Origin of the sequence: Chromobacterium subtsugae, assembly GCF_001676875.1 — a bacterium.
GTDB lineage: Bacteria > Pseudomonadota > Gammaproteobacteria > Burkholderiales > Chromobacteriaceae > Chromobacterium > Chromobacterium subtsugae.
Window position 1 is genome coordinate 104,756 of the sequence record NZ_JYKA01000007.1, and the last position, 21,893, is coordinate 126,648.

Annotated in this window: 16 protein-coding genes; 9 read left to right on the top strand and 7 right to left on the bottom strand. The window is 65.4% G+C overall.

Annotated features, from left to right (window positions below; all coding sequences use genetic code 11):
* Positions 1–39 precede the first annotated feature (39 nt).
* The 3 genes from MY55_RS11545 to MY55_RS11550 all read right to left on the bottom strand — a co-directional run bounded on the left by MY55_RS11545 (position 40) and on the right by MY55_RS11550 (position 3,175).
* Positions 40–258 carry a DUF7661 family protein gene (locus MY55_RS11545; RefSeq protein ID WP_043574955.1) on the bottom strand — a complete coding sequence of 73 codons (219 nt, stop codon included), beginning with the start codon at positions 256–258 and terminating at the stop codon, positions 40–42.
* 404 nt (positions 259–662) lie between these two features.
* Positions 663–1,316: a hypothetical protein gene (locus MY55_RS24075; protein WP_208856036.1), complete on the bottom strand. Its 654-nt coding sequence runs from the start codon at positions 1,314–1,316 to the stop codon at positions 663–665.
* Positions 1,199–3,175: a peptidase U32 family protein gene (locus tag MY55_RS11550; protein ID WP_047237467.1), complete on the bottom strand. Its 1,977-nt coding sequence runs from the start codon at positions 3,173–3,175 to the stop codon at positions 1,199–1,201. The genes MY55_RS24075 and MY55_RS11550 overlap by 118 nt, the downstream gene beginning before the upstream one ends.
* 209 nt (positions 3,176–3,384) lie before the next feature.
* Between MY55_RS11550 and MY55_RS11555 the strand changes: the two genes are divergently transcribed.
* From MY55_RS11555 to MY55_RS11590, 8 genes are all read left to right on the top strand, one after another.
* Positions 3,385–5,082 (top strand): methyl-accepting chemotaxis protein, encoded by a 1,698-nt coding sequence (locus MY55_RS11555; RefSeq protein WP_065202381.1) that lies wholly within the window; start codon positions 3,385–3,387, stop codon positions 5,080–5,082.
* 415 nt (positions 5,083–5,497) lie between these two features.
* Positions 5,498–6,889, top strand: a complete 1,392-nt coding sequence (locus MY55_RS11560; RefSeq protein ID WP_080509640.1) for an OprD family outer membrane porin — start codon at positions 5,498–5,500, stop codon at positions 6,887–6,889.
* 82 nt (positions 6,890–6,971) lie between these two features.
* A complete protein-coding gene (locus MY55_RS11565; RefSeq protein ID WP_043574946.1) occupies positions 6,972–8,228 on the top strand; it encodes an extracellular solute-binding protein in 1,257 nt (418 codons plus the stop codon).
* 66 nt (positions 8,229–8,294) lie between these two features.
* Positions 8,295–9,164 (top strand): carbohydrate ABC transporter permease, encoded by an 870-nt coding sequence (locus MY55_RS11570; RefSeq protein WP_047237465.1) that lies wholly within the window; start codon positions 8,295–8,297, stop codon positions 9,162–9,164.
* Between the two features lie 9 nt (positions 9,165–9,173).
* Positions 9,174–10,046, top strand: coding sequence for a carbohydrate ABC transporter permease (locus MY55_RS11575; RefSeq protein WP_047237464.1), 873 nt, complete (start codon positions 9,174–9,176; stop codon positions 10,044–10,046).
* Positions 10,043–11,560 (top strand): beta-N-acetylhexosaminidase, encoded by a 1,518-nt coding sequence (nagZ, locus tag MY55_RS11580; protein WP_047237463.1) that lies wholly within the window; start codon positions 10,043–10,045, stop codon positions 11,558–11,560. The genes MY55_RS11575 and nagZ overlap by 4 nt, the downstream gene beginning before the upstream one ends.
* A 1-nt stretch (position 11,561) precedes the next feature.
* On the top strand, positions 11,562–12,674 hold the full coding sequence (locus MY55_RS11585) for an ABC transporter ATP-binding protein (protein ID WP_047237462.1): 1,113 nt from the start codon (positions 11,562–11,564) through the stop codon (positions 12,672–12,674).
* A 338-nt stretch (positions 12,675–13,012) separates the two neighbouring features.
* Positions 13,013–14,635, top strand: a complete 1,623-nt coding sequence (locus MY55_RS11590; protein WP_043574929.1) for a methyl-accepting chemotaxis protein — start codon at positions 13,013–13,015, stop codon at positions 14,633–14,635.
* Between the two features lie 40 nt (positions 14,636–14,675).
* On the opposite strand, the gene MY55_RS11595 is transcribed toward MY55_RS11590, so the two are convergent.
* From MY55_RS11595 to glpK, 4 genes are all read right to left on the bottom strand, one after another.
* Positions 14,676–15,329, bottom strand: a complete 654-nt coding sequence (locus MY55_RS11595) for a B3/B4 domain-containing protein (protein WP_052258036.1) — start codon at positions 15,327–15,329, stop codon at positions 14,676–14,678.
* A gap of 211 nt (positions 15,330–15,540) precedes the next feature.
* Positions 15,541–17,052: a glycerol-3-phosphate dehydrogenase gene (gene glpD, locus MY55_RS11600; RefSeq protein ID WP_047243652.1), complete on the bottom strand. Its 1,512-nt coding sequence runs from the start codon at positions 17,050–17,052 to the stop codon at positions 15,541–15,543.
* Positions 17,053–17,340: 288 nt separating this feature from the next.
* Positions 17,341–18,054, bottom strand: a complete 714-nt coding sequence (locus MY55_RS11605; RefSeq protein ID WP_043574924.1) for an MIP/aquaporin family protein — start codon at positions 18,052–18,054, stop codon at positions 17,341–17,343.
* Between the two features lie 72 nt (positions 18,055–18,126).
* Positions 18,127–19,629 (bottom strand): glycerol kinase GlpK, encoded by a 1,503-nt coding sequence (gene glpK / locus MY55_RS11610; RefSeq protein WP_043574921.1) that lies wholly within the window; start codon positions 19,627–19,629, stop codon positions 18,127–18,129.
* A 780-nt stretch (positions 19,630–20,409) separates the two neighbouring features.
* Here glpK and pyk point away from each other — a divergent pair.
* The gene (gene pyk / locus MY55_RS11615; RefSeq protein ID WP_047238129.1) at positions 20,410–21,816 is read left to right on the top strand and encodes a pyruvate kinase; all 1,407 of its coding nucleotides are present in this window, start codon (positions 20,410–20,412) and stop codon (positions 21,814–21,816) included.
* Positions 21,817–21,893: the final 77 nt, after the last annotated feature.

Consider the following 21,893-nt stretch of genomic DNA (forward strand, 5'->3'; position numbering starts at 1 on the left):
AAGGCAGCCATTTTGCCGGGCGCCGGCCGCGCCCGCCGTTCACGCCAGCGGCGCCACGCCGCCGTTGCGCGGCGTCGCGTTCTCGTGGAACAGGTCTTCCAGGTATTGCGCCAATCCGTCTTCCGTCACCCAGTCCGGAATGACGAAATCGGCGGGCCGGCGCTTGCCGTCGTTGCCGGGCAGGAAAGCCTGCCAGCCGGCGTCGCGCCGCTCCGCCACCACCATCTGGCCGTAGACCGTGAATCGATAGCTTTGCATGCGTCGGCCTCCGTTTGCGTTCAAAGGCTCATGATTGCAGACCGACCATCGTCAGCGCAACGTCATGCCGATGGAGTTTCTTCACTTTCCCAACATCGCCACAGTCACCGGGAAATAGTACCCATCCGACTGCCCCTCTGCCATTCGAGCAGCCGTCTTCGAAACCTTAAGCCACCTACTGTTTGAGCGGATCGCTGATAACTCCCCCGCGAGTTCGGCGGTACCTTAGTGTGACTTTGGAAGCGAGGTTTCACCGCGCTGTTGGGACGCCTTTTCTTTCGTTCCTTTCTTTTGGCGACGCAAAAGAAAGGAACACGTTCTCGGGTGGAGCCGGCATTAAAAACAAACATCCTCAAAGCGGATCTATATAAAACTGCTACCAACGCACGGTCAAACCAAAGTCATTACCGATTCTGTATCGTGATAATGCCGTTGTCTTTCCGCATTTGCTGTGGAGTGGAATATCGTGAGTCTTTTTGACCCACACAAAGAAACGTTATCTCCGCTTCACCACAACCACCATGAAGTGCGCACTCGTATGAGTTCTCACTTTGCAGCAACAGCTGCTTATCTTGAGAAGTGCAGAACCTATTTGCCTCGTTCAACGCATCACCCTTTGCTCCGGATGGACCAGAAAAAGGAACCCTAACAGAGATACTGTATGTGTCCTTTGCAATTTTCAGCGGCCCTGTATCTGCACATCCCGCCAAGATTATCGATATCAAAACCACGGCAACGAACTTCATAGACAGCCTCCACTGATAAGAAATTTGCCGCATCACTCCAAATAAAAATAGGCTGAAATCCAGCCCACCGCATTTAGCCACGTTCAGGTAGCAATAAAAAAAGCAAGCCATGAACGGCTTGCCTGTTGTCAACTGCTGGCCAATTTGGTGCGTCGCCCCTGCGGGGTGACGCACCCTACGAATGGTGACGCGCCTTACGGCCGCTGCTTGAAGAAGGTAATCGGCGCGGAAGCCGGAATCTCGCTCGGCGGCGGCGTTTTCAGAATGTGCTTCTTCATCTTGCCCATCACGTGCATTTCGCAGGGGCGGCATTCGAACTTCAGCGTGTAGGTTTCGCTGCCGGACTTCAGCACCATCGGGTCGGCGCGCACCTGGCCCATCACCCCCTTCACGCCCTTGGCCTGCTTCGGACACAGGTTGTAGGAGAAGCGCAGGCAGTGCTTGGTGATCATCAGGCTGACTTCGCCCTCTTCCTGGTGCGCTTCGTAGGCCGGCTCTATCACTTCCACGCCGTGCTTCTTGTAGAAGTCCCAGGCCAGCGCGTTGTAGACGTTGGCGAGATAGCTCAGCTCGGTCTGCGGAAAGCGGACCGGCGGCTCCACCGCCGCCTTGCGCGGCTGGCGCGGCCAGGCGGCGACGCGGGCGGCTTCGAGTTTTTCCACCGCCTCGCGGCGCAGGCCGTTGATGACCGAGGCCGGCACGAACCACGGCTGCGACAGGTTCAGCGCCACGTCGTGCGCCTGGAACATGGTGTTGCCGAGCTTGGCGGCGGCGTCGCGCAGGCTTTGCTCGGCGCGGGCGGCGTCCTTGGCCGGCTCAAGCGGCATATCCACGCTAGCGCTGGCGCTGCAGCCGTCGGCGTCGGTATAGCTCAGCTCCAGCCCGCCGCCGGCGGTTTCCCTTAGCGCGGCCCAGACGCCGACGCGGCGCTCGGCCGATTTCTTCAGCAGCGCCAGCTCCCAGGCGTGGTCGCGGTTGCGGCTGATGTCGACGCCGGGCTTCAGCCCTTGCAGCGCCGCCGGGTCGTTCGGCTCGCAGCGCCATACCAGCAGTCCGCCTTCGGCCTTGCCCACCTGCTTGACGGTATTCAGCTGCATGCCCACCACTTCGCGCTTCTTCATGAAGTTGATTCCGTCGCCGTTGGACATCTGCTCGGTGGTGGCGATCTCCAGCCAGCCGTCGCCGACCTTATGCACCGTGCCCAAGCCGACGCCGACGAATTTGGGCGAATCGAAGGCGCCGATGTCCTGCTTGCGGCCGGTGGCGAAATAGTCGGTGGCGCCGCGGTGGAAGGTCTTGTCCGGATCCGGCGTGAAGTAGATTTCGCTGCTGCCGCTGGCCGCCGGCGCCAGCTCCGGCCGGCGCTCGAAGATTTCGTCCAGCAACAGCCGGTAGTGGCTGGTGATGTTCTTGACGTAGGACACGTCCTTGTAGCGGCCCTCGATCTTCAAGGAGCGCACGCCGGCGTCCAGCAGCGCTTCCAGATTGGCGCTCTGGTTGTTGTCCTTCATGGACAGCAGGTGCTTGTCGAAGGCCACCACGCCGCCTTTTTCGTCGGTCAGCGTGTACGGCAGCCTACAGGCCTGCGAGCAGTCGCCGCGGTTGGCGCTGCGGCCGGTGTCGGCGTGGCTGATGAAGCACTGGCCGGAGAAGGCCACGCACAGCGCGCCGTGGATGAAGTATTCGATGGTGGCGGAATCGGCCACCCGGTCGGCGATCTTCTTGATCTGCGGAATGGTCAGCTCGCGCGCCAGCACCACCTGCGAGAAGCCGGCGTCGGACAGGAAGCGCGCCTTGTCGGCGTCGCGGATGTCGCACTGGGTGGACGCGTGCAGTTGGATAGGCGGCAGGTCCATCTGCAGGATGCCCATGTCCTGAACGATCAGCGCGTCCACGCCAGCGTCGTACAGCTGCCAGATCAGCGCGCGCGCGGCATCCAGCTCGGCGTCGTGCAGAATGGTGTTGAGCGTGGTGAAGATGCGCGCGTGGTAGCGGTGGGCGAACCGCACCAGGCCGGCGATGTCCTCGATGCTGTTGCAGGCGTTGTGGCGCGCGCCGAACGACGGCCCGCCGATATACACCGCGTCGGCGCCGTGCAGGATGGCTTCGCGGCCGATTTCGGCGGTTTTGGCGGGTGACAGCAGTTCGACTTGGTGCGGCAACAGGCTCATGGCAATTCCGGGCTGGAGTAAGGGTTATCACCGCCTGGCGCGGCGGGCGCGAAAGTATAACGGAATCATCGGCTTATAGATAGCCGGCGCGGTTGCGTAATAGTCCTAGGTATCACTACCTAAAACCGCCTAATCCAATTGATTAGCTTTATGACGGCTGCTACCCAAAGAATATCGGGGGCTGCGCCCCCTACCCCTGCGAGCCTGTCATGTTCAGCCAACTCACCATCAGCCAGCGCCTGGCCATCATGGTCGTCGCCCTGCTCATCATTCCCATTCTGGTCGGCCTGTACGGCCTGCGCACTCAGGAAGGCATACTCGGCGACTTCGCCACCACCTACAACGACCGCGTGGTGTGCCTGAAGCAACTGAAAGTGGTCGGCGACGGCTACGCGGTGGGCATCGTCGACAACGCGCAGAAGCTGCGCAACCGCAGCCAGACGCCGGCCAGCTTCTTCAACAATCTGCAAAAGGCGCAGGCCGACGTGAAGCGGCAATGGGGCGACTACCGCGCCACCTATCTGACGCCGGAGGAAAAACAGCTGGCCGACCAGGCCGAAACGGCGATGGCCGCCGCCAACCAGAGCGTGGACAAACTTAGCCGGATCGTGCGCGGCGGCGACGCGGCAGCGCTGCAAGCCTATGTGGACCAGGAAATGTATTCGGCGCTCGACCCGGTGGCGCAGCGCATCGCCGCGCTGGTCGACCTGCAGCTGCGGGTGGCGGCGGAAGAGTTCGCCCAATCCCAGCAGCGCGCCGCGTTCAGCCATGCCGCCAATATCGGGCTGATCGTCGCCGGCGTGGCGATAGGCTTCCTGCTGGCCTGGGTGATCGTGCGCGGCCTGTTGGCCGAGCTGGGCGGCGAGCCGCGCGACGTGGTGGCGCTGGCCGAACGCATCGCCGAGGGCGACCTGGGGCAGAAGCTGCAGGTCCGGCCCGGCGACCAGCACAGCATCGTCTCCTCGATGTCGCGGATGCAGAGCGCGCTGATCCAGCTGGTGCGCAATATGCAGTCCATCACCCTTCGGCTGTCCAACAGCGCCACCGAACTGGCGGCGGCGGCGGAGCAGGTGGCCACCAGCGCCGAGGAGCAGACCCGCGCCGCGTCGTCGATGTCCGCCTCGGTGGAGCAGCTGTCGGTCAGCATCTGCTCGGTCAACGACCATACCAGCGACGTCGCCAAGGACTCGGTGTCCAGCGGCCAGCTGGCGCATAGCGGCGAGGCCATCATCGGCGAGACGCTGAGCACCATCAACCACGTGGCGGAGCAGGCGCGCGCCTCGCAGCAGCAGGCCGACCTGATGGGCAGCCGCTCGCAGGAGATCGCCAACGTGATCCAGGTGATACGCGACGTGGCCGAGCAGACCAATCTATTGGCGCTGAACGCGGCGATCGAGGCGGCGCGCGCCGGCGAGCAGGGCCGCGGTTTCGCGGTGGTGGCCGACGAAGTGCGCAAACTGTCGGAACGCACCGCGCAATCCACCACCGAGATCAGCGGCAGCATCCGCGACATGCTGGACTGCAGCCAGCACGTGGTGGAAAACATCCACAACACCGTGGACCAGATGGAAGTGGGCCTGAGCCAGGCCACCCGCGCCCGCGAGGCGATCGCCGGCATCAGCGGCAATGTGGAGCGGGTGAAACAGTCGCTGTCCACCATCTCCATTTCCTTGAACGAACAGCAGCAGGCCGGCACCGGCATCGCCGCCAATGTCGAGCAGGTGGCGCAGATGTCGGAAGAAACCAGCGCCGCCGCGGTGCAGACCGCCGAAGCCGCCAGCCAGGTCGAGCAGATGGCCGGCGCGCTGCAAGTTGCCATCAGCCATTTCAAGCTGCCGGCCGGCGGCCAGCCGTATTCGGCCGATGCGCCGCTGCCCGCCATTTCCGCCACGGCGCTGCGCGCCTGAGCGCGCGTCTCCCCGCCCCCTCGCCGCCGGCCTTGCCGGCGGCTTTTCCTTTTGCGCCGCGGATAGCAAAATATTGCATCGCAGCATTACCACTACGATCAGCGATGTTGGTTTACGAAAATAAAAATGGTATTTGATTGGATCGAATTTCGGCAGTGCTCAGCCTTGTTGGCGTTTTGCGCGCAAATTCAAAATTAAATTTCAAATTTATATTCAAACTTAAGTAAATTCATTTAGTTGTCCGCTATTTTTATAACTTTATTTGAATTTTCATCCCGCATGGCAGCATTGCAACGCCATGACAATCGATTTCAACCAGAATAGTCTCATACCATTTGAAGACCACTATAAGACCAGCTAACTTGCCTCCAGGACTTCCACGCAGGGATTCCGCAACTGGACCTGGAGACAATAAATGCACAAGCAACGCGTCTTACTCTTGGCCGTCCTGGCCGCCCTTTCCGGCCTGGCCCTGGCGGAAGAAGAACCCTCCGTCCCGCCTTCCAGCGATGGCCCGGCGCTGAAAGGCACCAAGCAGGCCATTCCGGCAAGCGATGTCTACGACCTGATCACCAAGTCGGAAACCACCTTCAGCGCGCTGTACTACGGCCGCGACCGCCAGGAAAAACAGCCGAACAACAGCAACGGCGGCGATATCCGCGTCAACGCGCTGAACCTGGGGCTGAACTTCAAGTCCGGCTATGCCTGGAACGTGCTGGGCTTCGACGCCGCCGCCCATAGTTCCATCCGCCTGACCAAGGGCATAGGTTTCTCCGAAGTGCTGTACCACGACTACAAGGACATGAGCAATCCGGCCGAAGGCGGCGGCGGCAAGGACAAAAGCGACGCGGTGCTGAGCCAGGCGGCGGTGAAATTCCGCCAGAGCCCGGACGGCCAGGGCTTTTCCGCCCGCGCCGGCTACACCCCGATCAGCATCGGCACCATGGGCACCTCCGGCGGCCTGCAGTCGCACTCCTACCGCGGCTTCGAAGGCAAGTACAAGCTTGGCGACTTCGAAATCGGCTACGGCTGGGCCGACCAGTTCCGCAACGAGTGGGACAACCGCTTCCGCGACATGACCAATTCCTGGGAACAGGGCCGCAGCAACGGCAGCGCCGCCAAGCAGGTGGACTACGTCAACAGCCTGGGCCTGCGTTACGCGCCGGAAAACGCCTTCATCGACTTCGGCGTCGGCGAAGGCAAGGACTACCGCCGCACCGCGCAGATCGCCGGCTCCTACACCTGGAAGCTGGCCGGCGGCGACAGCCTGACCGGCGTCGCCTACTACTTCCAAGGCAAGGATGAAGCCCAGCTCGGCATGAAGAACTCCCAAACCGCCTGGCACACCAGCGCCAGCCTGGCTTACACCACCGGCGGCCTCACCGTGCAAGGCGGCCTGGGCAAGAGCCATAACCCGGACGGCGGCGAAGTGAACTTCCGCATGACGCCGTACGGCAACAGCGACAACCGCAACTTCATCCAGACCTGGGGCCAGGACGACGACTTCGTCTGGGACGGCACCCAAGTGGTCAAGCTGGGAGTCAACTACGACTTCGCCAAGCAAGGCCTGCCGGGCTTCTCGCTGGGAGCCAGCGCCAACTACGCCACCGGCCTGAAAAACCCGAACGGCGCGCCGGACAGCAAGGCGCATGAAATCGACCTCAGCGCCGGCTATACGGTGCAGAGCGGCCCGCTCAAGGGCGCCAGCATCGGCGTTTACCCCGCTTGGTACCGCTCCGGCGACTTCTACGGCAAGCGCGACCGCAACGACGTGAAAGTGATCGCTTCCTACAGCAAAACCTTCTGATCCACCAAGTGGCCGGTCTGCCAGTGCCGGCCGCTTCGCCCATCGGGTTCGATGGGCGAAGCCACAAAGGAGAAAACCAGACATGAAGCTGAAGACCCTGAGCCTTTCCCTGCTGATCGCCGCCGGCCTGTCCGCGCCGCTGGCAGCCCACGCCGCCGACAAGCCGGTGCTGGAAGTGTGGACGATGAGCCTGTCGCCCAAGTTCGACGGCTATTTCAAGGAGCTGGTGGCCAAGTACAACGCCCAGCATCCGAATGTGGAAGTGAAGTGGACCGACTACCCGTGGGACGTGATCCAGGCCAAGTTCACCGCCGCAGTCGGCGCCGGCAAGCCGCCGGCCCTGGTCAACCTGAACGTGCCCTGGACCTACGACTACCAGCAGCAAAACCTGATCCAGCCGCTGGACGGCCTGATAGACAAGGGCCAGTACGTGACGGGCGCGTTGAAGGACGTCACCTTCAACGGCAAGGTCTACGCCTTCCCGCACTACAACGGCGCCAACGTCATCGCCTACAACGCCGCGCTGTTCAAGAAGGCCGGCCTCGACCCCAACAAGCCGCCCAAATCGTTCGACGAGGAGCTGGCCTACGCCAAACAGATCAAGGCCAAAACCGGCGTGGCCGGCTTCGCGCCGACGCTGGGCCCGACCAAGATCGAGGCGCTGCTGATGCAAAACGGCCTGGATGTGGTCAAGGACGGCAAGCCGGCGTTCAACAGCCCGGCCCACGTCGCCTTCGTCAAGAAGCTGGCCGACGCCTACAAGGCCGGCGCCTTGCTGAAGGACAATCTGTTCGCCCAGGACAATTTCCAGGTGGCGATGGCCGCGTACAACGGCGGCCGGCTGGCGATGCTGGAATCGACGCCGACCACGCTGACCCGGGTGCGCGACGAAGCGCCCAAGCTGTACCGCGACACCCGCGTCGCCCCGGCGCCGCTGGGCCCCACCGGCATCGCCGCCGGCGGCTGGATGTTCAATTTCGCGGTGGCGCGCAATGTGGACAAGGCACTGCTGCCGGAAGTCGGCAAATTCGGCAACTACCTGACCAACGCCGACAACCAGCTGGCCTTCGCCAAGCTGGCCGGCACCTTGCCCACCGCCCGCAAGGCGGCGCTGGATCCGCACTTCCAGAAAGTGTCCGGCAACGCCGGCGCCGCCGAGCTGGCGGTCGGCATCGCCGCCGCCAACCTGGACAAGACCCGCACCCTGTTCCTGTCGGTGAAGAACGCCGACACGCTGTCGGCCAGGCTGTCGGCCGCGGTGGAAAAAGCGGTGACCGGCCGCCAGGACGCCAAGCAGGCGCTGGACGAGGCCGCCGCCTACTGGAGCGGCAAGCTGTAAACGCGGCACGCGCCCGCCGCCACGCGCGGCGGGCTGTCGTCATGCAATCAGCCCGGTGAAACCCCGATGCGCAAACCACATAAAACCACCCTGCAGACCTATCTGTTCCTGGCGCCGGCGCTCGTGCTGCTGGCGGCGTTCTCGTTCTGGCCGGTGGGCTTCGGCTCCTTTCTCGCCTTCACCCGCTATAACCTGATCGACGCGCCGCAGTGGGTGGGCTGGGACAATTTCCGCGAGCTGTTCGGCGATGAGCTGTTCCTGTCGGCGCTGAAGAATTCGGCGCTGTACCTGCTGGTGGTGCCGGCGATCCAGCTGTTGGCCATCCTGCTGGCGGTGCTGGTCAACAACAGCCTGCCCGGCATCAAGCTGTTCCGCGCCGCCTACTACCTGCCGGTGGTCACCTCGGTGTCGGTGATCGGCATCATCTGGAATTTCATGTACGCCGAAGACGGCGTGCTCAACGCCGCGCTGCGCTGGCTGCATCTGATCAACGATCCGGTGGGCTGGCTCAACGATGACCATATCGCGCTGTTCGCGGTGATGTTCATCACCGTCTGGCGCGGCATAGGCTGGTATATGGTGCTGTACCTGGCCGGCCTGCAGGCGATGCCGGCCGACCTGCACGAGGCCGCGCAACTGGACGGCGCCAGCCGTTGGCAGCGCTTCTGGCGCATCACCGTGCCGCTGCTCGCGCCCACCATCTTGCTGTGCTCGATCATGTCGATGCTGGCGGCGGTGAAGGCGTTTGAGGAAGTGCAGATCCTGACCAAGGGCGGGCCGATGCAGTCCACCTACACCGCGCTGTTTTACGCTTACGAGTTCGGCATCAAGTCGCTGAACTTCGGCCGCGCGCTGGCCGCCAGCCTGGTGATGTCGGCGTTCTGCATCGTGCTGGCCTGGCTGAATTTCCGTTACCTGCAACCGCGCGACCGCTGAGGAGGCCAGATGCATTCTTCCACCACCCTGCCCGCCGCTGCCGCCGCCATCCGCGCGCGGCCGCGGCTGGCGCGCCTGGGCAACCGCGCCGTCCATTACCTGGCGCTGGCCGCCATCGGGCTGATCACCGTCTACCCGTTCTGGTGGACGCTGGTGACCGCCTTGTCCGGCGACGGCGAAGTGTTCGCCTTTCCGCCGCCCTTGCTGCCCACCGCGCCGACGCTGGCCAACTTCCGCGAGGCGGTGTCCAGCATCGACATCCTGGCCTTCTACCGCAACTCGCTGGCCATCACCGCGCTGACGGTGGCAGGCACGCTCTTGGTCAGCGCGCTGGCCGCCTACCCGCTGGCGCGCATGCAGTTCCCCGGCCGCCGGCTGGTGTTCGGCGCCATCCTCGCCACCCTGATCCTGCCTAGCGAGGTCAATTTCCTGGTCAACTTCATCACCGTGTCCAAGCTGCACCTCACCGACAGCTACGGCGGCGTGGTGCTGCCGACGCTGGCCGGCGCGGTGGGCATCTTCCTGATGAAGCAGGCGTTCGAGGCGGTGCCGCAGGATCTGATCGACGCCGCCCGCGTCGACGGCGCCGGCGAATGGCAGATCTTCTGGAAAATCATGCTGCCGCTGTCGCGGCCGGCGCTGGCGGCGCTGACCATCCTCACCACGGTGTCGGCGTGGAACCAGTACATCTGGCCGTCCATCGTGATGTCCAGCCCGGAAAAGTTTCCGCTGTCGGTCGGCGTGCTGTACCTGGCCGGCGCCTTCAGCTTCAAGACGCGGGTGGTGGCGGCCGGCGCGGTGCTGACCGTGCTGCCCATCCTGATCGTGTTCCTGTTCACCCAGCGCTACTTCCTGCGCGGATTCGATGGAGCGGTGAAATGACCCTGAGCGACGAACAACTGGACCAACTGGCCGGCCGCTGTCTGATGGTGGACGTGGCCGGGCCAGCCCTGGGCGCCGAAGAAGCGGCGCGGCTGAGGAAAATGCGGGTGCGCGCCATCTGCCTGTTCCGCCGCAACGTGCCGGACGCGGCGTCGACGCGCCGCCTGGTGGCGGGCCTGAAAGCCGCGCTGGGCGACGACATCCTGGTGGGCCTGGACCAGGAAGGCGGCGGCGTGATGCGCACGCTGTTCCTGCCGCAGGCGCCGGCGGCGATGGCGCTGGCCGCCGTCGGCGACGCGGCGCTGGCGCGCCAGGTCGGCGCCGCGGTGGCGCGCGGGCTGAAGAGCCTGGGCGTCAACTGGAACTTCGCCCCGGTGCTGGATCTGAACAACAACCCGGCCAATCCGGTGATAGGCGAGCGCTCGTTCGGCGCCGAGCCAGCGCGCGCCGCCGCCCTGGCCCGCGCCTGGATGGAAGGCCACCTGGCCGAAGGCGTGGCCTGCTGCGTCAAGCACTTCCCCGGTCACGGCGACACCCACACCGACTCCCATCTGGACCTGCCGGTGGTGGACAAGCCTCAAGCCGAGCTGCGCGACTACGAGCTGGCGCCGTTCAAGGCGCTATCCGCGCACGCGCCGGCGCTGATGAGCGCTCACATCCGCTTCCCGGCGCTGGACCCGGAATGGCCGGCCACGCTGTCGCCGGCCATCCTCACCGGCCTGCTGCGGCATGAGCTGGGCTTCCAGGGCGTCGCCATCACCGACGCGCTGAACATGAAGGCGATACGCGAACGCTGGGGCCAGGCCGCCGGCTCGGTGCAGACGCTGAAAGCCGGGGCGGATCTCGCGCTGGTGCTGCAGTTTCCCGATGAAATGGAAGCCAGCTTCAACGCGCTGCGCGCCGCGCTGCGCGGCGGCGAGCTGGCGCCGGAACGGATGCAAGAAGCCGCGGCGCGGGTGGACGCGCTGACCCGGCGCTACCCCAGCCTCGGCGATGACGACTACGCGGCCGAACAGCGCGCCGCCGACGAGGCGCTGTTCGCCGACGCCTGGGTCCGCGCGCTGACCGCCCATGGCGAGGTTCCCCTCTTGCCCGCCGGCCAGCGGCTGCGGCTAGTGGTGCAGGACCAGGCGCCGTCCGACGGCGTGTCCGAAGCCGGTCTGTCCGCCGACCGGCTGATCGCCGCGCTGTCGCGCCGCCACGCGCTGGAAGTGGTGCGCTTCAAAAACCGGGCGATGCTCGACTGGGCCACGCTGCCGCGCGACGGCGCCTTCACCGTGCTGGCCTCCACCAGCCGCGAACGCTACCGCCGGCGCGAACAACACAGCTGGAAGCCGGACTTGCATCTGGCATTATGGAACCCTTACGCCGCCGCCGACATCGCCGCGCCGGCCTTGATCAGCTACGGCTTCGCCGACGCCGCGCTGGACGCCATCAGCCGCTGCCTGGCCGGCGAGATCGACGCCGCCGGCCGGCTGCCGGTACCGCTGGGCGGCCCCCACCAGGAGCAATGAAATGTCCCGACTGTCATTGAGCAATATCCGCAAGGTTTACGACGACGGCAACGCCGTGATCCACGATGTCAGCCTGGACATCCGCGACGGCGAATTCATGGTTTTCGTCGGCCCGTCCGGCTGCGGCAAATCGACGATGATGCGCATGATCGCCGGGCTGGAGGACATCAGCGCCGGCGAGCTGCGCATAGACGGCCAGTTGGCCAACGACATCGAGCCGGCCAAGCGCGGTGTGGCGATGGTGTTCCAAAGCTACGCGCTGTACCCGCACATGACGGTGCGCGGCAATATGGCTTTCAGCCTGAAGCTGGCCGGCAAAAGCAAGGCCGAGATCGACGCCGCGGTGAACCGCGCCGCGCAGACGCTGCAGATCGAACACCTGCTGGAGCGCAAGCCCAAGGCGCTGTCCGGCGGCCAGCGCCAACGCGTGGCCATCGGCCGCGCCATCGTCAGGAAGCCCGGCGTGTTCCTGTTCGACGAGCCCTTGTCCAATCTGGACGCCGCGCTCCGGGTGCAGATGCGCATCGAACTGGCGCGGCTGCACAAGGAGCTGGGCAGCACCATGATCTACGTCACCCACGACCAGGTGGAGGCGATGACACTGGGCCACCGGATCGCGGTGTTCAACGCCGGCCGCATCGAACAGGTGGGCACGCCGCTGGAGCTGTACAACCGCCCGGCCAACCGCTTCGTCGCCGGCTTCCTCGGCTCGCCCAAGATGAACTTCATCGCGGCGCGGCCGCTGGACCCGCGCGCCGACGGCGTGGAGCTGGAGCTGCCCGGCGGCTGCCGGCTGACGCTGCCCTTCGCCGCCGCCGGCGGCGCGGCGACGCTGGGCGTGCGCGCCGAGCACCTGTTCTTCGCCGAATCCGGCCTGCCGGCGACGGTGCAGCTGGTGGAGCATCTGGGCGATCAGCAGATCGTCTACCTGCGCCACGAAGGCGAAGGCGAGCCCATCGCGCTGAGGCTGCCCGGCCACGAGGCCGAGCCGCGCCCGGGCGAGCGCCGCTTCCTGGCGCCGGACCCGCGCCATTGCCACCTGTTCGGCGGCGACGGCGCGGCGCTGCCGCGGCGCGAGCCGGCAAGCCAGCCGGCGGCCGAACTGATCGCCTGACGCGAGCGGGCGGCCCGCCGCCCGCTCTTATCCACAAGCGCAGCCAAAGCGCGGATTTATCCACAACGCACAGCCGAGAAACCAAGCGCCGAATCCATCCGGATGCGCATCGCGCCGGGAGCCATCAGCCTGCGCGCGGCCAGTCCCGCCATTGCCGCACTGCCAAGGCGCTTATCCACAGCCGCGCCGCGATTGCACACTTGTCCACAATCAACGGCCCGCGCCGCCGCGCCTCAGCGTGGAAGGGACAAAGTTGTTGAAATTGCTAAGTAAATATTCGTAAGACATCGAGAACTGCCCTACAACTAGAGCAAGATTGTTCCAATACGGAGGTTCTCATGAACCGCCAAACCTCGCTGGCCGGGCAACTGGCCGCCATCGTCGGCCTGGTCATCGCCATCCTGCTGATTTCCTCGATTTTCTCCTTAAGCCAGCTATGGGGCAGCATCCGCGTGTTCCGCGACCAAGTGGTGGCCGACCAGCGCAGCGTGCAGCAAGTGCTGACCATGCAGGTGGACTTCAAGAAACAGGTGCAGGAGTGGAAAGACACGCTGCTGCGCGGCCAGGACCCGGCCAAGCTGGCCAAATACTGGGGCAATTTCCAGCAGCGCGAGCAGCAGGTGCGCGACGAGGGCAACAGGCTGGCGGCCTCGGTGTCCGACCCGCAGGCGCAGCAGTTGCTGCTGCAATTCGTCGCCGCCCACCAGAAAATGGGCGACGACTACCGCAAGGGGCTTGACGCCTACAAGCAGGCCGGCGCCGACTTCAAGGTGGGCGACAAGCAGGTGGCCGGCATGGATAGGCCGCCGACCGAGTTGCTGACCCAGGCCAGCGACCTGCTGGCCAAACGCGCGCAGGCCAACACCGCCGCCGCGGAAGACAGCGCCAACGCCGCCTTGTGGCGGGTGGGCATCGCGATGGCCGTCGGCACCGTGCTGGGCCTGGCCTTCTTCCTTTACTACGTCAGCCGCACCGTGATCCAGCGCGCCCGCCAGCTGGCGGACGACCTGGCCCGGCTGGCCGGCGGCGATTTCACCCGCCCGTTCCACGCCGGGCGGATGGACGAGATCGGCCGCATCGCCGCCAGCAGCGAAACGGTGCGCACCCATCTGGGTTCGCTGATCGGCGAGCTGATCCACGCCGCCAAGCAGGTCGGCGACACCAGCCAGGAGCTGGGACGCTCGGCGCAGGCGCTGGCGCGCGGCGCCGAAACGCAAAACGACGCGATCGCCGACAACGCCGCCTCGCTGGAGCAAATGGCCACCAGCGTGGACACCATCGCCGACCAGGCCTCGCGCATCAGCGACGATTCGCGCAACAGCGCGCAGAAAACCAACGACGGCCTCGACGAGGTGGCGCGGCTGCGCCGCCAGGCGGAAACCATAGACACGGTGATGGGGCAAGTAGACCAGGCCTCGCAGGCCTTCCGCGACAGCACCCAGTCGATCAGCCATTTGACCGGGCAGATCCGCGACATCGCCGAGCAGACCAATCTATTGGCGCTGAACGCGGCGATCGAGGCGGCGCGCGCCGGCGAGATGGGCCGCGGCTTCGCGGTGGTGGCCGACGAGGTGCGCAAGCTGGCGGAAAACTCGGCCAAGGCCGCCAGCGAAATCAAGGGCGTGACCGAACAACTGAGCCAGAACGCGCAATCGGTGGGCTCGACGGTGCAAAGCGGCCTGGACGCCGCCCAGCAAAGCCGCGACACCATGGAGACGGTGATGGCCAATCTGCGCGAGGCCAACGACAGCGTGCAAGAAGCCAGCGGCGGCGTCGGCCAGATCCGCGACGCCATTTCCGAGCAGAAAAGCGTCTGCGCCAGCCTGGCGCAGCGCTTCGAAACGGTATCGCAGATGGTGGCCGACAACACCCAGGCCGCCGGCGAACTGCACAGCGCGGTGCTCCGCCTGAACGGCGTGGCCGCCCACATGCAGCAAATGGTGGGCAAGTTCCAGCTGTAGCGCCGCCAAGGCTAGCGCGGGCGCAACGACGCGATGCGGCTCAGGCGGAGAAAACGGGATTCGCGGCATCCAGCCGGAAGCGCAGCAGCGTCCCCGCATGCGGCGCCAGCCGCCGCGCCAGCCAATCCATGCCGACCGCGCCGGACGGGAAGCCGGCGTCCGGGCGTTCGCTGACGAACACCACGTTGCGGCTGGCTTCGGTCAGCTTGAAATGGTCCGACTCCAGCCAATTCATGCAGCGGCAAACCGTCTCCCGGCCGCCGTTCAGCCACACCACCTCGCCGGCTTGCGGCCACTCCGCTTCGGCGCGGCCCAACGGCACGAAGGCTTCGTCGCCATGCGCCAGGTCCAGCAGCAGCTCTCCGCCCAGCTTGTCGACATCTTCGCCGCCAAACGGCACCAGGCTGAGCAAGGACGCCTGGTTGTACAGATCCACCAACGGCAGGATGCTGCGCAGCTTGTCCTTTTGCACCGCCTTGACCAGATATTCCAGCGAACAGCGCGCCTTCTTGTCGCCGGGCAACTCGCGGTACAGCGCTTTCCAGCGCTGCAGCAGCGCTTCGGTATCCGCCCCTTCCGCCAAACTCGGCGCCGCCGTCGGCAAGGCCGACGTTTGCAGATCCAGGGCCAGCAGGCCCTCCACTTCCATTGCCGGCAGGCGGCCCAACAGGTCTTGGCTCAATTCGACGCGCATCGCTTTCTCCCTCATGATCAGTGCGCTGCCTATGCTAGCCAGGCTGTGGAGCGAGGGGAAGCAAATGCTTTTAATGGGGCATTAGTAGGAGGGAGCCGATGGCTTGCAGGCGGTGCGAGAGCCTCTTTGCCCCGCGGGAGAGGGGTTGGCGAGAGGGCGGCTTGCGCGCCCAGCGGGCGGATCGCCCCTGCCGGGCATCCGCCCTAACGCATCAGGCGCTCAGCGCCTCGCGCCGCGACTGCGCGCGCGCCGCCAGCCAGGCGTCCACCACCTCCGCAGCGTTGGCCGGCAGATGCAGTTTCAGCTTGGAGCGGCGCCACAGGATGTCCTCGCTGCGCGTCGCCCATTCCTGCTCCGCCAGATATTCCAGCTCGGCCGCATAGAGGCCGGGCAGCACTTCCTCGCCCAGCTCCGCCAGGCTGGCGGCCTGGCCGATCAGCTTGCCGACGCGGGTACCGTAGGCGCGCGCCCAGCGCTCGGCCAATGCCGCCGGCAGCCATGGGCAGCGCTGGCCCAGGCCCTGCAGGAAGCGGCCGAAGTCGGCGCCCGGCATGTCGCCGCCCGGCAGCGGCGCGTCGGCGGTCCAGGTGGCCTTGCGGTTGCCCAACAGCGGCGCCAGCTTGTCCACCGCCTCCTCGGCCAGCTTGCGGAAGGTGGTGATCTTGCCGCCGAACACCGACAGCAGCGGCGCGCCGGCGAGGTCCATTTCCAGCGCGTAGTCGCGGGTGACGCTGGCGGCGTTGTCCGCAGCGTCGTCCAGCAGCGGCCGCACGCCGGAATAGGTGGACAGCACGTCGGCGGGCGCAATCTGGCTGTGGAAATAGCGGTTGCTCATCTCGCACAGATAGGCGATTTCCTGCGCGTCTATCGCCACCCGGGCCGGATCGCCGCGGTACTCGACGTCGGTGGTGCCGATCAGGGTGAAATCCTTCTCGTACGGGATGGCGAAGATGATGCGTTTGTCCGGATTCTGGAAGATGTAGGCGAACGGGTGGTCGAACAGCTTCTTCACCACGATGTGGCTGCCCTTGACCAAGCGGATGGACTTGCTGGACGGCATCGCCAGCTTGTCCTCGATCAGGCTCTGCACCCAGGGGCCGGCGGCGTTGACCAGCGCGCGGGCGCGGACCTCGAAGCGGCTGCCGTCCTCGCGCGCCAGCGTGACGATCCAGTGGCCGTCGTCGCGGCGCGCCGCCACGCAGGCGGTGCGGGTGTGGATTTTGGCGCCGTGCTCGGCGGCGTCCACCGCGTTCAGCACCACCAGCCGCGCGTCCTGCACCCAGCCGTCGGAATAGACGAAGCCGCGCTTGAACGCGTCCTTCAGCGGCGCGCCCGCCGGATGCTTGGCGAAGCTGACGGTTTCCGACCCCGGCAGCACTTCGCGCTTGGCCAGATGATCGTAGAGGAACAGGCCGGCGCGGATCATCCACTCAGGACGCTGGTCGCGCGCGTGCGGCATCACGAAGCGCAGCGGCCAGATGATGTGCGGGGCGGCCTTCAGCAGCACTTCGCGCTCCTGCAGCGCCTTGCGCACCAGGCCGAACTCGTAATACTCCAGATAGCGCAGGCCGCCGTGGATCAGCTTGGTGCTGGCCGACGAGGTATGCGAGGCCAGGTCGTCCTTTTCGCACAGCGCCACCGACAGGCCGCGCCCAGCCGCGTCGCGCGCGATGCCCGCGCCGTTGATGCCGCCGCCTATCACCATCAAGTCGTATACGTCCATTGCCCGTCCTTGCTTAATCTACCGTGTTCATTCTATCCACAATAGCTAACAAGCAACACAAATAACACATTTTTCTTTCGCTATTTTTCGTTTTTACGACACTTTGGCGGGATGCAATCAGGAAAGGCAGGAAAAGGCGGATGGGAGGCTCCGGGCGAATCGGCATTCCAGCCTTGCGGGGCAAGGTTTAGCGACGGATTGGGAGCAGCGGGACGCGCAGGCGCGCGGAGAGGGAAAAACGAACAAAAAAGGAAAACGGCGCGCCGGATAGCGCGCCGTCGACTGCGATTACAGCGTGGAAGCCAGCGCCGCCAGCGTGCCGCCGATCAACGAGCCCAGCACCGGCACCCAGGCATAGCCCCAGTCGCTGTCGCGCTTGCCCGGAATCGGCAGGATGGCGTGCATGATGCGCGGCGCCAGATCGCGCGCCGGGCTCATCGCGTAGCCGGTGGTGCCGCCCAGCGACACGCCGATGCCCAGCACCAAGAGAGCCACCGGCAATGCCTCGATGGCGCCCAGCGACATTTTCGGGCCGACCATCGACAGGATGGCGAACACCAGCACGAAGGTGGCGACGATCTCGGATACCAGGTTGCCCGGCAGGCTGCGGATGGCCGGGCCGGTGCAGAAGGTGGCCAGCTTGGTGTCGGCGCAATCGGTGGTTTCATAGTGCTTGCGGTAGATCACCCACATCAGGCCGGCGCCGGCCATGCCGCCCAGCATCTGCGCGGCGACATAGCCCGGCACCTTGTCCCACGGGAATTTGCCGGCCACCGCCAGCGCCACCGACACCGCCGGGTTCAGGTGCGCGCCGCTGATCGCCGCCACGCTGAACACGCCGACGAACACCGCCATCGCCCAGCCGAAGGCCACCACGATCAGGCCGCTGTTGTGGCCCTTGGTGTTTTTCAGCAGCACATTGGCCACCACGCCGTTGCCCAGCAGCACCAACAGCGCTGTGCCGATGAACTCGCCGACCAACGCTTTGTAAAATGGATCCATGATTCAGTCTTTCAGAAAAGAGATTGGCGTCCCGCCGCGGCTGGCGCGGCGGGCATGCTTGTCGCTGGGCAATCAAGCCTGATCGTCGGCCCACACCTTGGCGGCGTTCACCGCGCGCTGCCAGCCCTTGACGTTGGCGGCCACTTCGCCGGCCGGCATCGCCGGCTGGAAGCGGCGGTCCAGCTGCCATTGGCCCTGGATGTCGTCGACGCTCTTCCAGTAACCGACGGCCAGGCCGGCCAGGTAGGCGGCGCCCAGCGCGGTGGTTTCGGTGATCTTGGGGCGAACCACGTTCACCGCCAGGATGTCGGACTGGAACTGCATCAACAGCTCGTTGACGGTGGCGCCGCCATCGACGCGCAGCTCGGCGATGCCCATGCCGGCGTCGGCTTCCATCGCCTTCAGCACGTCGCGGGTCTGGTAGGCGATGCTGTCCAGCGCGGCGCGGGCGATGTGGGCCGCCTTGGTGCCCAGCGTGGCGCCGACGATGGTGCCGCGGGCGCTGGCGTTCCAGTGCGGCGCGCCCAGGCCGGCGAAGGCCGGCACCAGGTAGACGCCGTCGCTGTCCTTCACTTCCTGCGCCAGCGGGCCGACGTCGGCCGAGTGGCGGATGATGCCCAGACCGTCGCGCAGCCATTTCACCACCGCGCCGCCGATGAAGATCGAGCCTTCCAGCGCGTACTGCACCTTGCCGTCCACTGCCCAGGCGATGGTGGTCAGCAGATTGTTCTTCGATTCGATCGGCTTGTCGCCGGTGTTCAGCATCATGAAGCAGCCAGTGCCATAGGTATTCTTCACCATGCCGGGCTGGGTGCATTGCTGGCCGAACAGCGCCGCCTGCTGGTCGCCGGCCACGCCGGCGATCGGGATTTCCACGCCCAGGTGGGCGGCGTGGGTGTGGCCGTACACCTCGCTGGAGCTCTTCACCTGCGGCAGCATCGAGGCCGGGATGCCCATGATGTCCAGCAGCTCGGCGTCCCATTCCAGCGTGTGGATGTTGTACAGCATGGTGCGCGAGGCGTTGGACACGTCGGTGACGTGCACTTTGCCGTGGCTGAAGTTCCAGATCAGCCAGCTGTCGACGGTGCCGAAGGCCAGCTTGCCGGCCTGCGCGCGTTCGCGGGCGCCCGGCACATTGTCCAGAATCCATTTGATCTTGCTGCCGGAGAAGTAGGCGTCGACCAGCAGGCCGGTCTTGGCGCGGATCAGCTCGCCCAGGCCGCGCGCCTTCAGTTCGTCGCAGAAGCCGGCGGTGCGGCGGTCCTGCCAGACGATGGCGTTGTACACCGGCTGGCCGGTTTCGCGGTCCCAGACGATGGTGGTTTCGCGCTGGTTGGTGATGCCGATGGCGGCGATGCTGCGACCGTCGATGCCGGCTTTGGCCACGGCTTCCGCCGCCACCCCCACCTGGCCGCCCCAGATTTCCTGCGGATCATGCTCGACCCAGCCCGGTTGCGGGTAGATCTGGCGGAATTCCTTTTGCGCCAGCGACACGATGTCGCCGCCGCGGTTGAACAGGATGGCGCGGGAACTGGTGGTGCCCTGGTCCAAGGCCAGTACGTACTGATCGCTCATTGAGTCTTCTCCTGATTGCCGGCAAGGCAGCATGGTTAACAGCGGGGGTGTCAACGTTGCGCTAATGTTGCTTTTTTTGCTTATGACGTTCGTTTTATTTGCGGACAATTCTATTCCCGAACACCAGCTTGTCAATCATTCGGTAAAAAAAATACATTTTCCGCAGCGCAACCAGGCTTTTCCCGCGTGACGAACCCATTTTTATCCAATTAAATCAAAGCACTGAAAAATGTAGCGCGATGCTACATTCCGCCGACGACGCGGCCATTCCGGCACGAACCGCCGCGAACCACGCGGCTAGCGGCGGCCCCGCGCCGCGTCCTGGCTGCGTTTGCGCGTCATCCGTCGTCCATCACTGCAATTCCGCACTGCAACAAGGCTTTGCGCGATTACATCCTGATTTTTGCAAAGGAAAAAATAAGAAAATAAGCGAAAATAAAGATGGCGGATTAGAAAAAAACAACACCATCAATCGTTGTTTTGCGCGCAAATCCTTCATTTCAAGTAATCCAGCCGCTACACGGCAGTTATGGCAGCATGATCGACAACGCCGGAGACAGCCTGAACAGCCTGCCGATGCGCGCTGCGCGCCGGGCAAGGCGAGCGGATTCGACCCAACGCAAAGAAGCCGTCGCGCGGACATGGCACTATCGGTGCAGACGACGCCGGACGCCGACGGCGCGGGGAAACGAATCCCGGCGCGCCGACGCCCGGCGCAGCGTTTCCGGCTCCATGCCCATAGCTTCAACCTAACCGGCCGGACGGCCGCAAAGGACAGTCATGCTTCGCAACACCAAAATTCTCGCCACGCTGGGGCCCTCATCCAGCACCCCGGAACAAATCCTGGAGCTGGCCCGCGCCGGGGTGAACATCTTCCGCCTCAATATGAGCCACGGCAGCCATGACGACCACCGCGCCCGCCTGGCCGCCATCCGCGCCGCGGAAAAGGCATTGGACCGGCCGATAGGCGCGCTGATCGACCTGCAGGGGCCCAAGCTGCGCATCGGCAAATTCCCGCAGCCCGCCACCGTGCAGACCGGCGACCGCTACGAATTCGTGCTGGATGAAGTGGACGGCGACGCCCGCCGCGCCAGCCTGCCGCACCCGGAAGCCTTCGCCGCGCTCAAGCCCGGCCACAGCATCCTGGTCAACGACGGCAAGCTGGCGTTCCACGTGGAACATGTCGAGCCGCGCCGCATCGCCACCCGCGTCACCGTCGGCGGCGAGCTGTCCAGCAACAAAGGCTTCAATCTGCCGCACACCGTGCTGCCGCTGTCCGCCATCACCGAGAAAGACCGCAAGGACGCCGAGTTCGCGCTGGCCGAAGGCGCCGACTGGGTGGCGATGTCCTTCGTGCAGACCGCGCGGGACGTGGCCGAGCTGCGAAAGATCGTCGGCACAAAGGCCGGCATCGTCGCCAAGATCGAAAAACCGTCGGCGGTGGACGATCTGGAAGCCATCGCCACGCTGGCCGACGGCGTGATGGTGGCGCGCGGCGACCTGGGCGTGGAGCTGCCGCCGGAAGACGTGCCGGTGGCGCAACGCCGCATCGTCCACCAGTGCCGCCACCTGGGCCGCCCGGTGATCGTCGCCACCCAGATGCTGGAGTCGATGATCACCGCGCCCACCCCCACCCGCGCCGAAGCCAACGACGTGGCCACCGCCGTCTACGAGGGCGCCGACGCGGTGATGCTGTCGGCGGAAACCGCCGCCGGCCAATACCCGCTGCAGGCGGTGCAGATCATGGACCGCATCATCCGCCGCGTGGAAAGCGCGCCGGACTACCGCAAGGTGATGGCGCTGGACTACAGCGCCGCCGACGAGCCGGGCCGCACCGACGCCATCGCCGCCTGCGTGCGCAAGGTGGCGACGCTGCTGCCGGTGACGGTCTCGGTCGCCTTCACCACCAGCGGCTCCACCTGTCTGTACCTGGCGCGCGAGCGCCCGTCCACGCCCATCCTGGGGATTTCTCCCAGCCTGGACACCGCGCGCCGGCTGACGCTGGTGTGGGGGGTGGTGGCCTACCACGGTCCGGATGCGGAAAACCTGGAAGACATGGTAGTGAAGACCACCTTCTGCGCCACCAAGCTGGGCCTGGCCGAACAGGGCAAGCCGATGGTGATCATCGCCGGCGTGCCCTTCGGCACCCCCGGCTCCACCAATCTCTTGCGCATCGTTTACCCGTAAGCGCCGCGTCTTCGCGCGCTTAAGACAACGGAAGCCCGCCGGCTTCCGTTTTTCATTTCCGCCGGCGCATCGCCGGC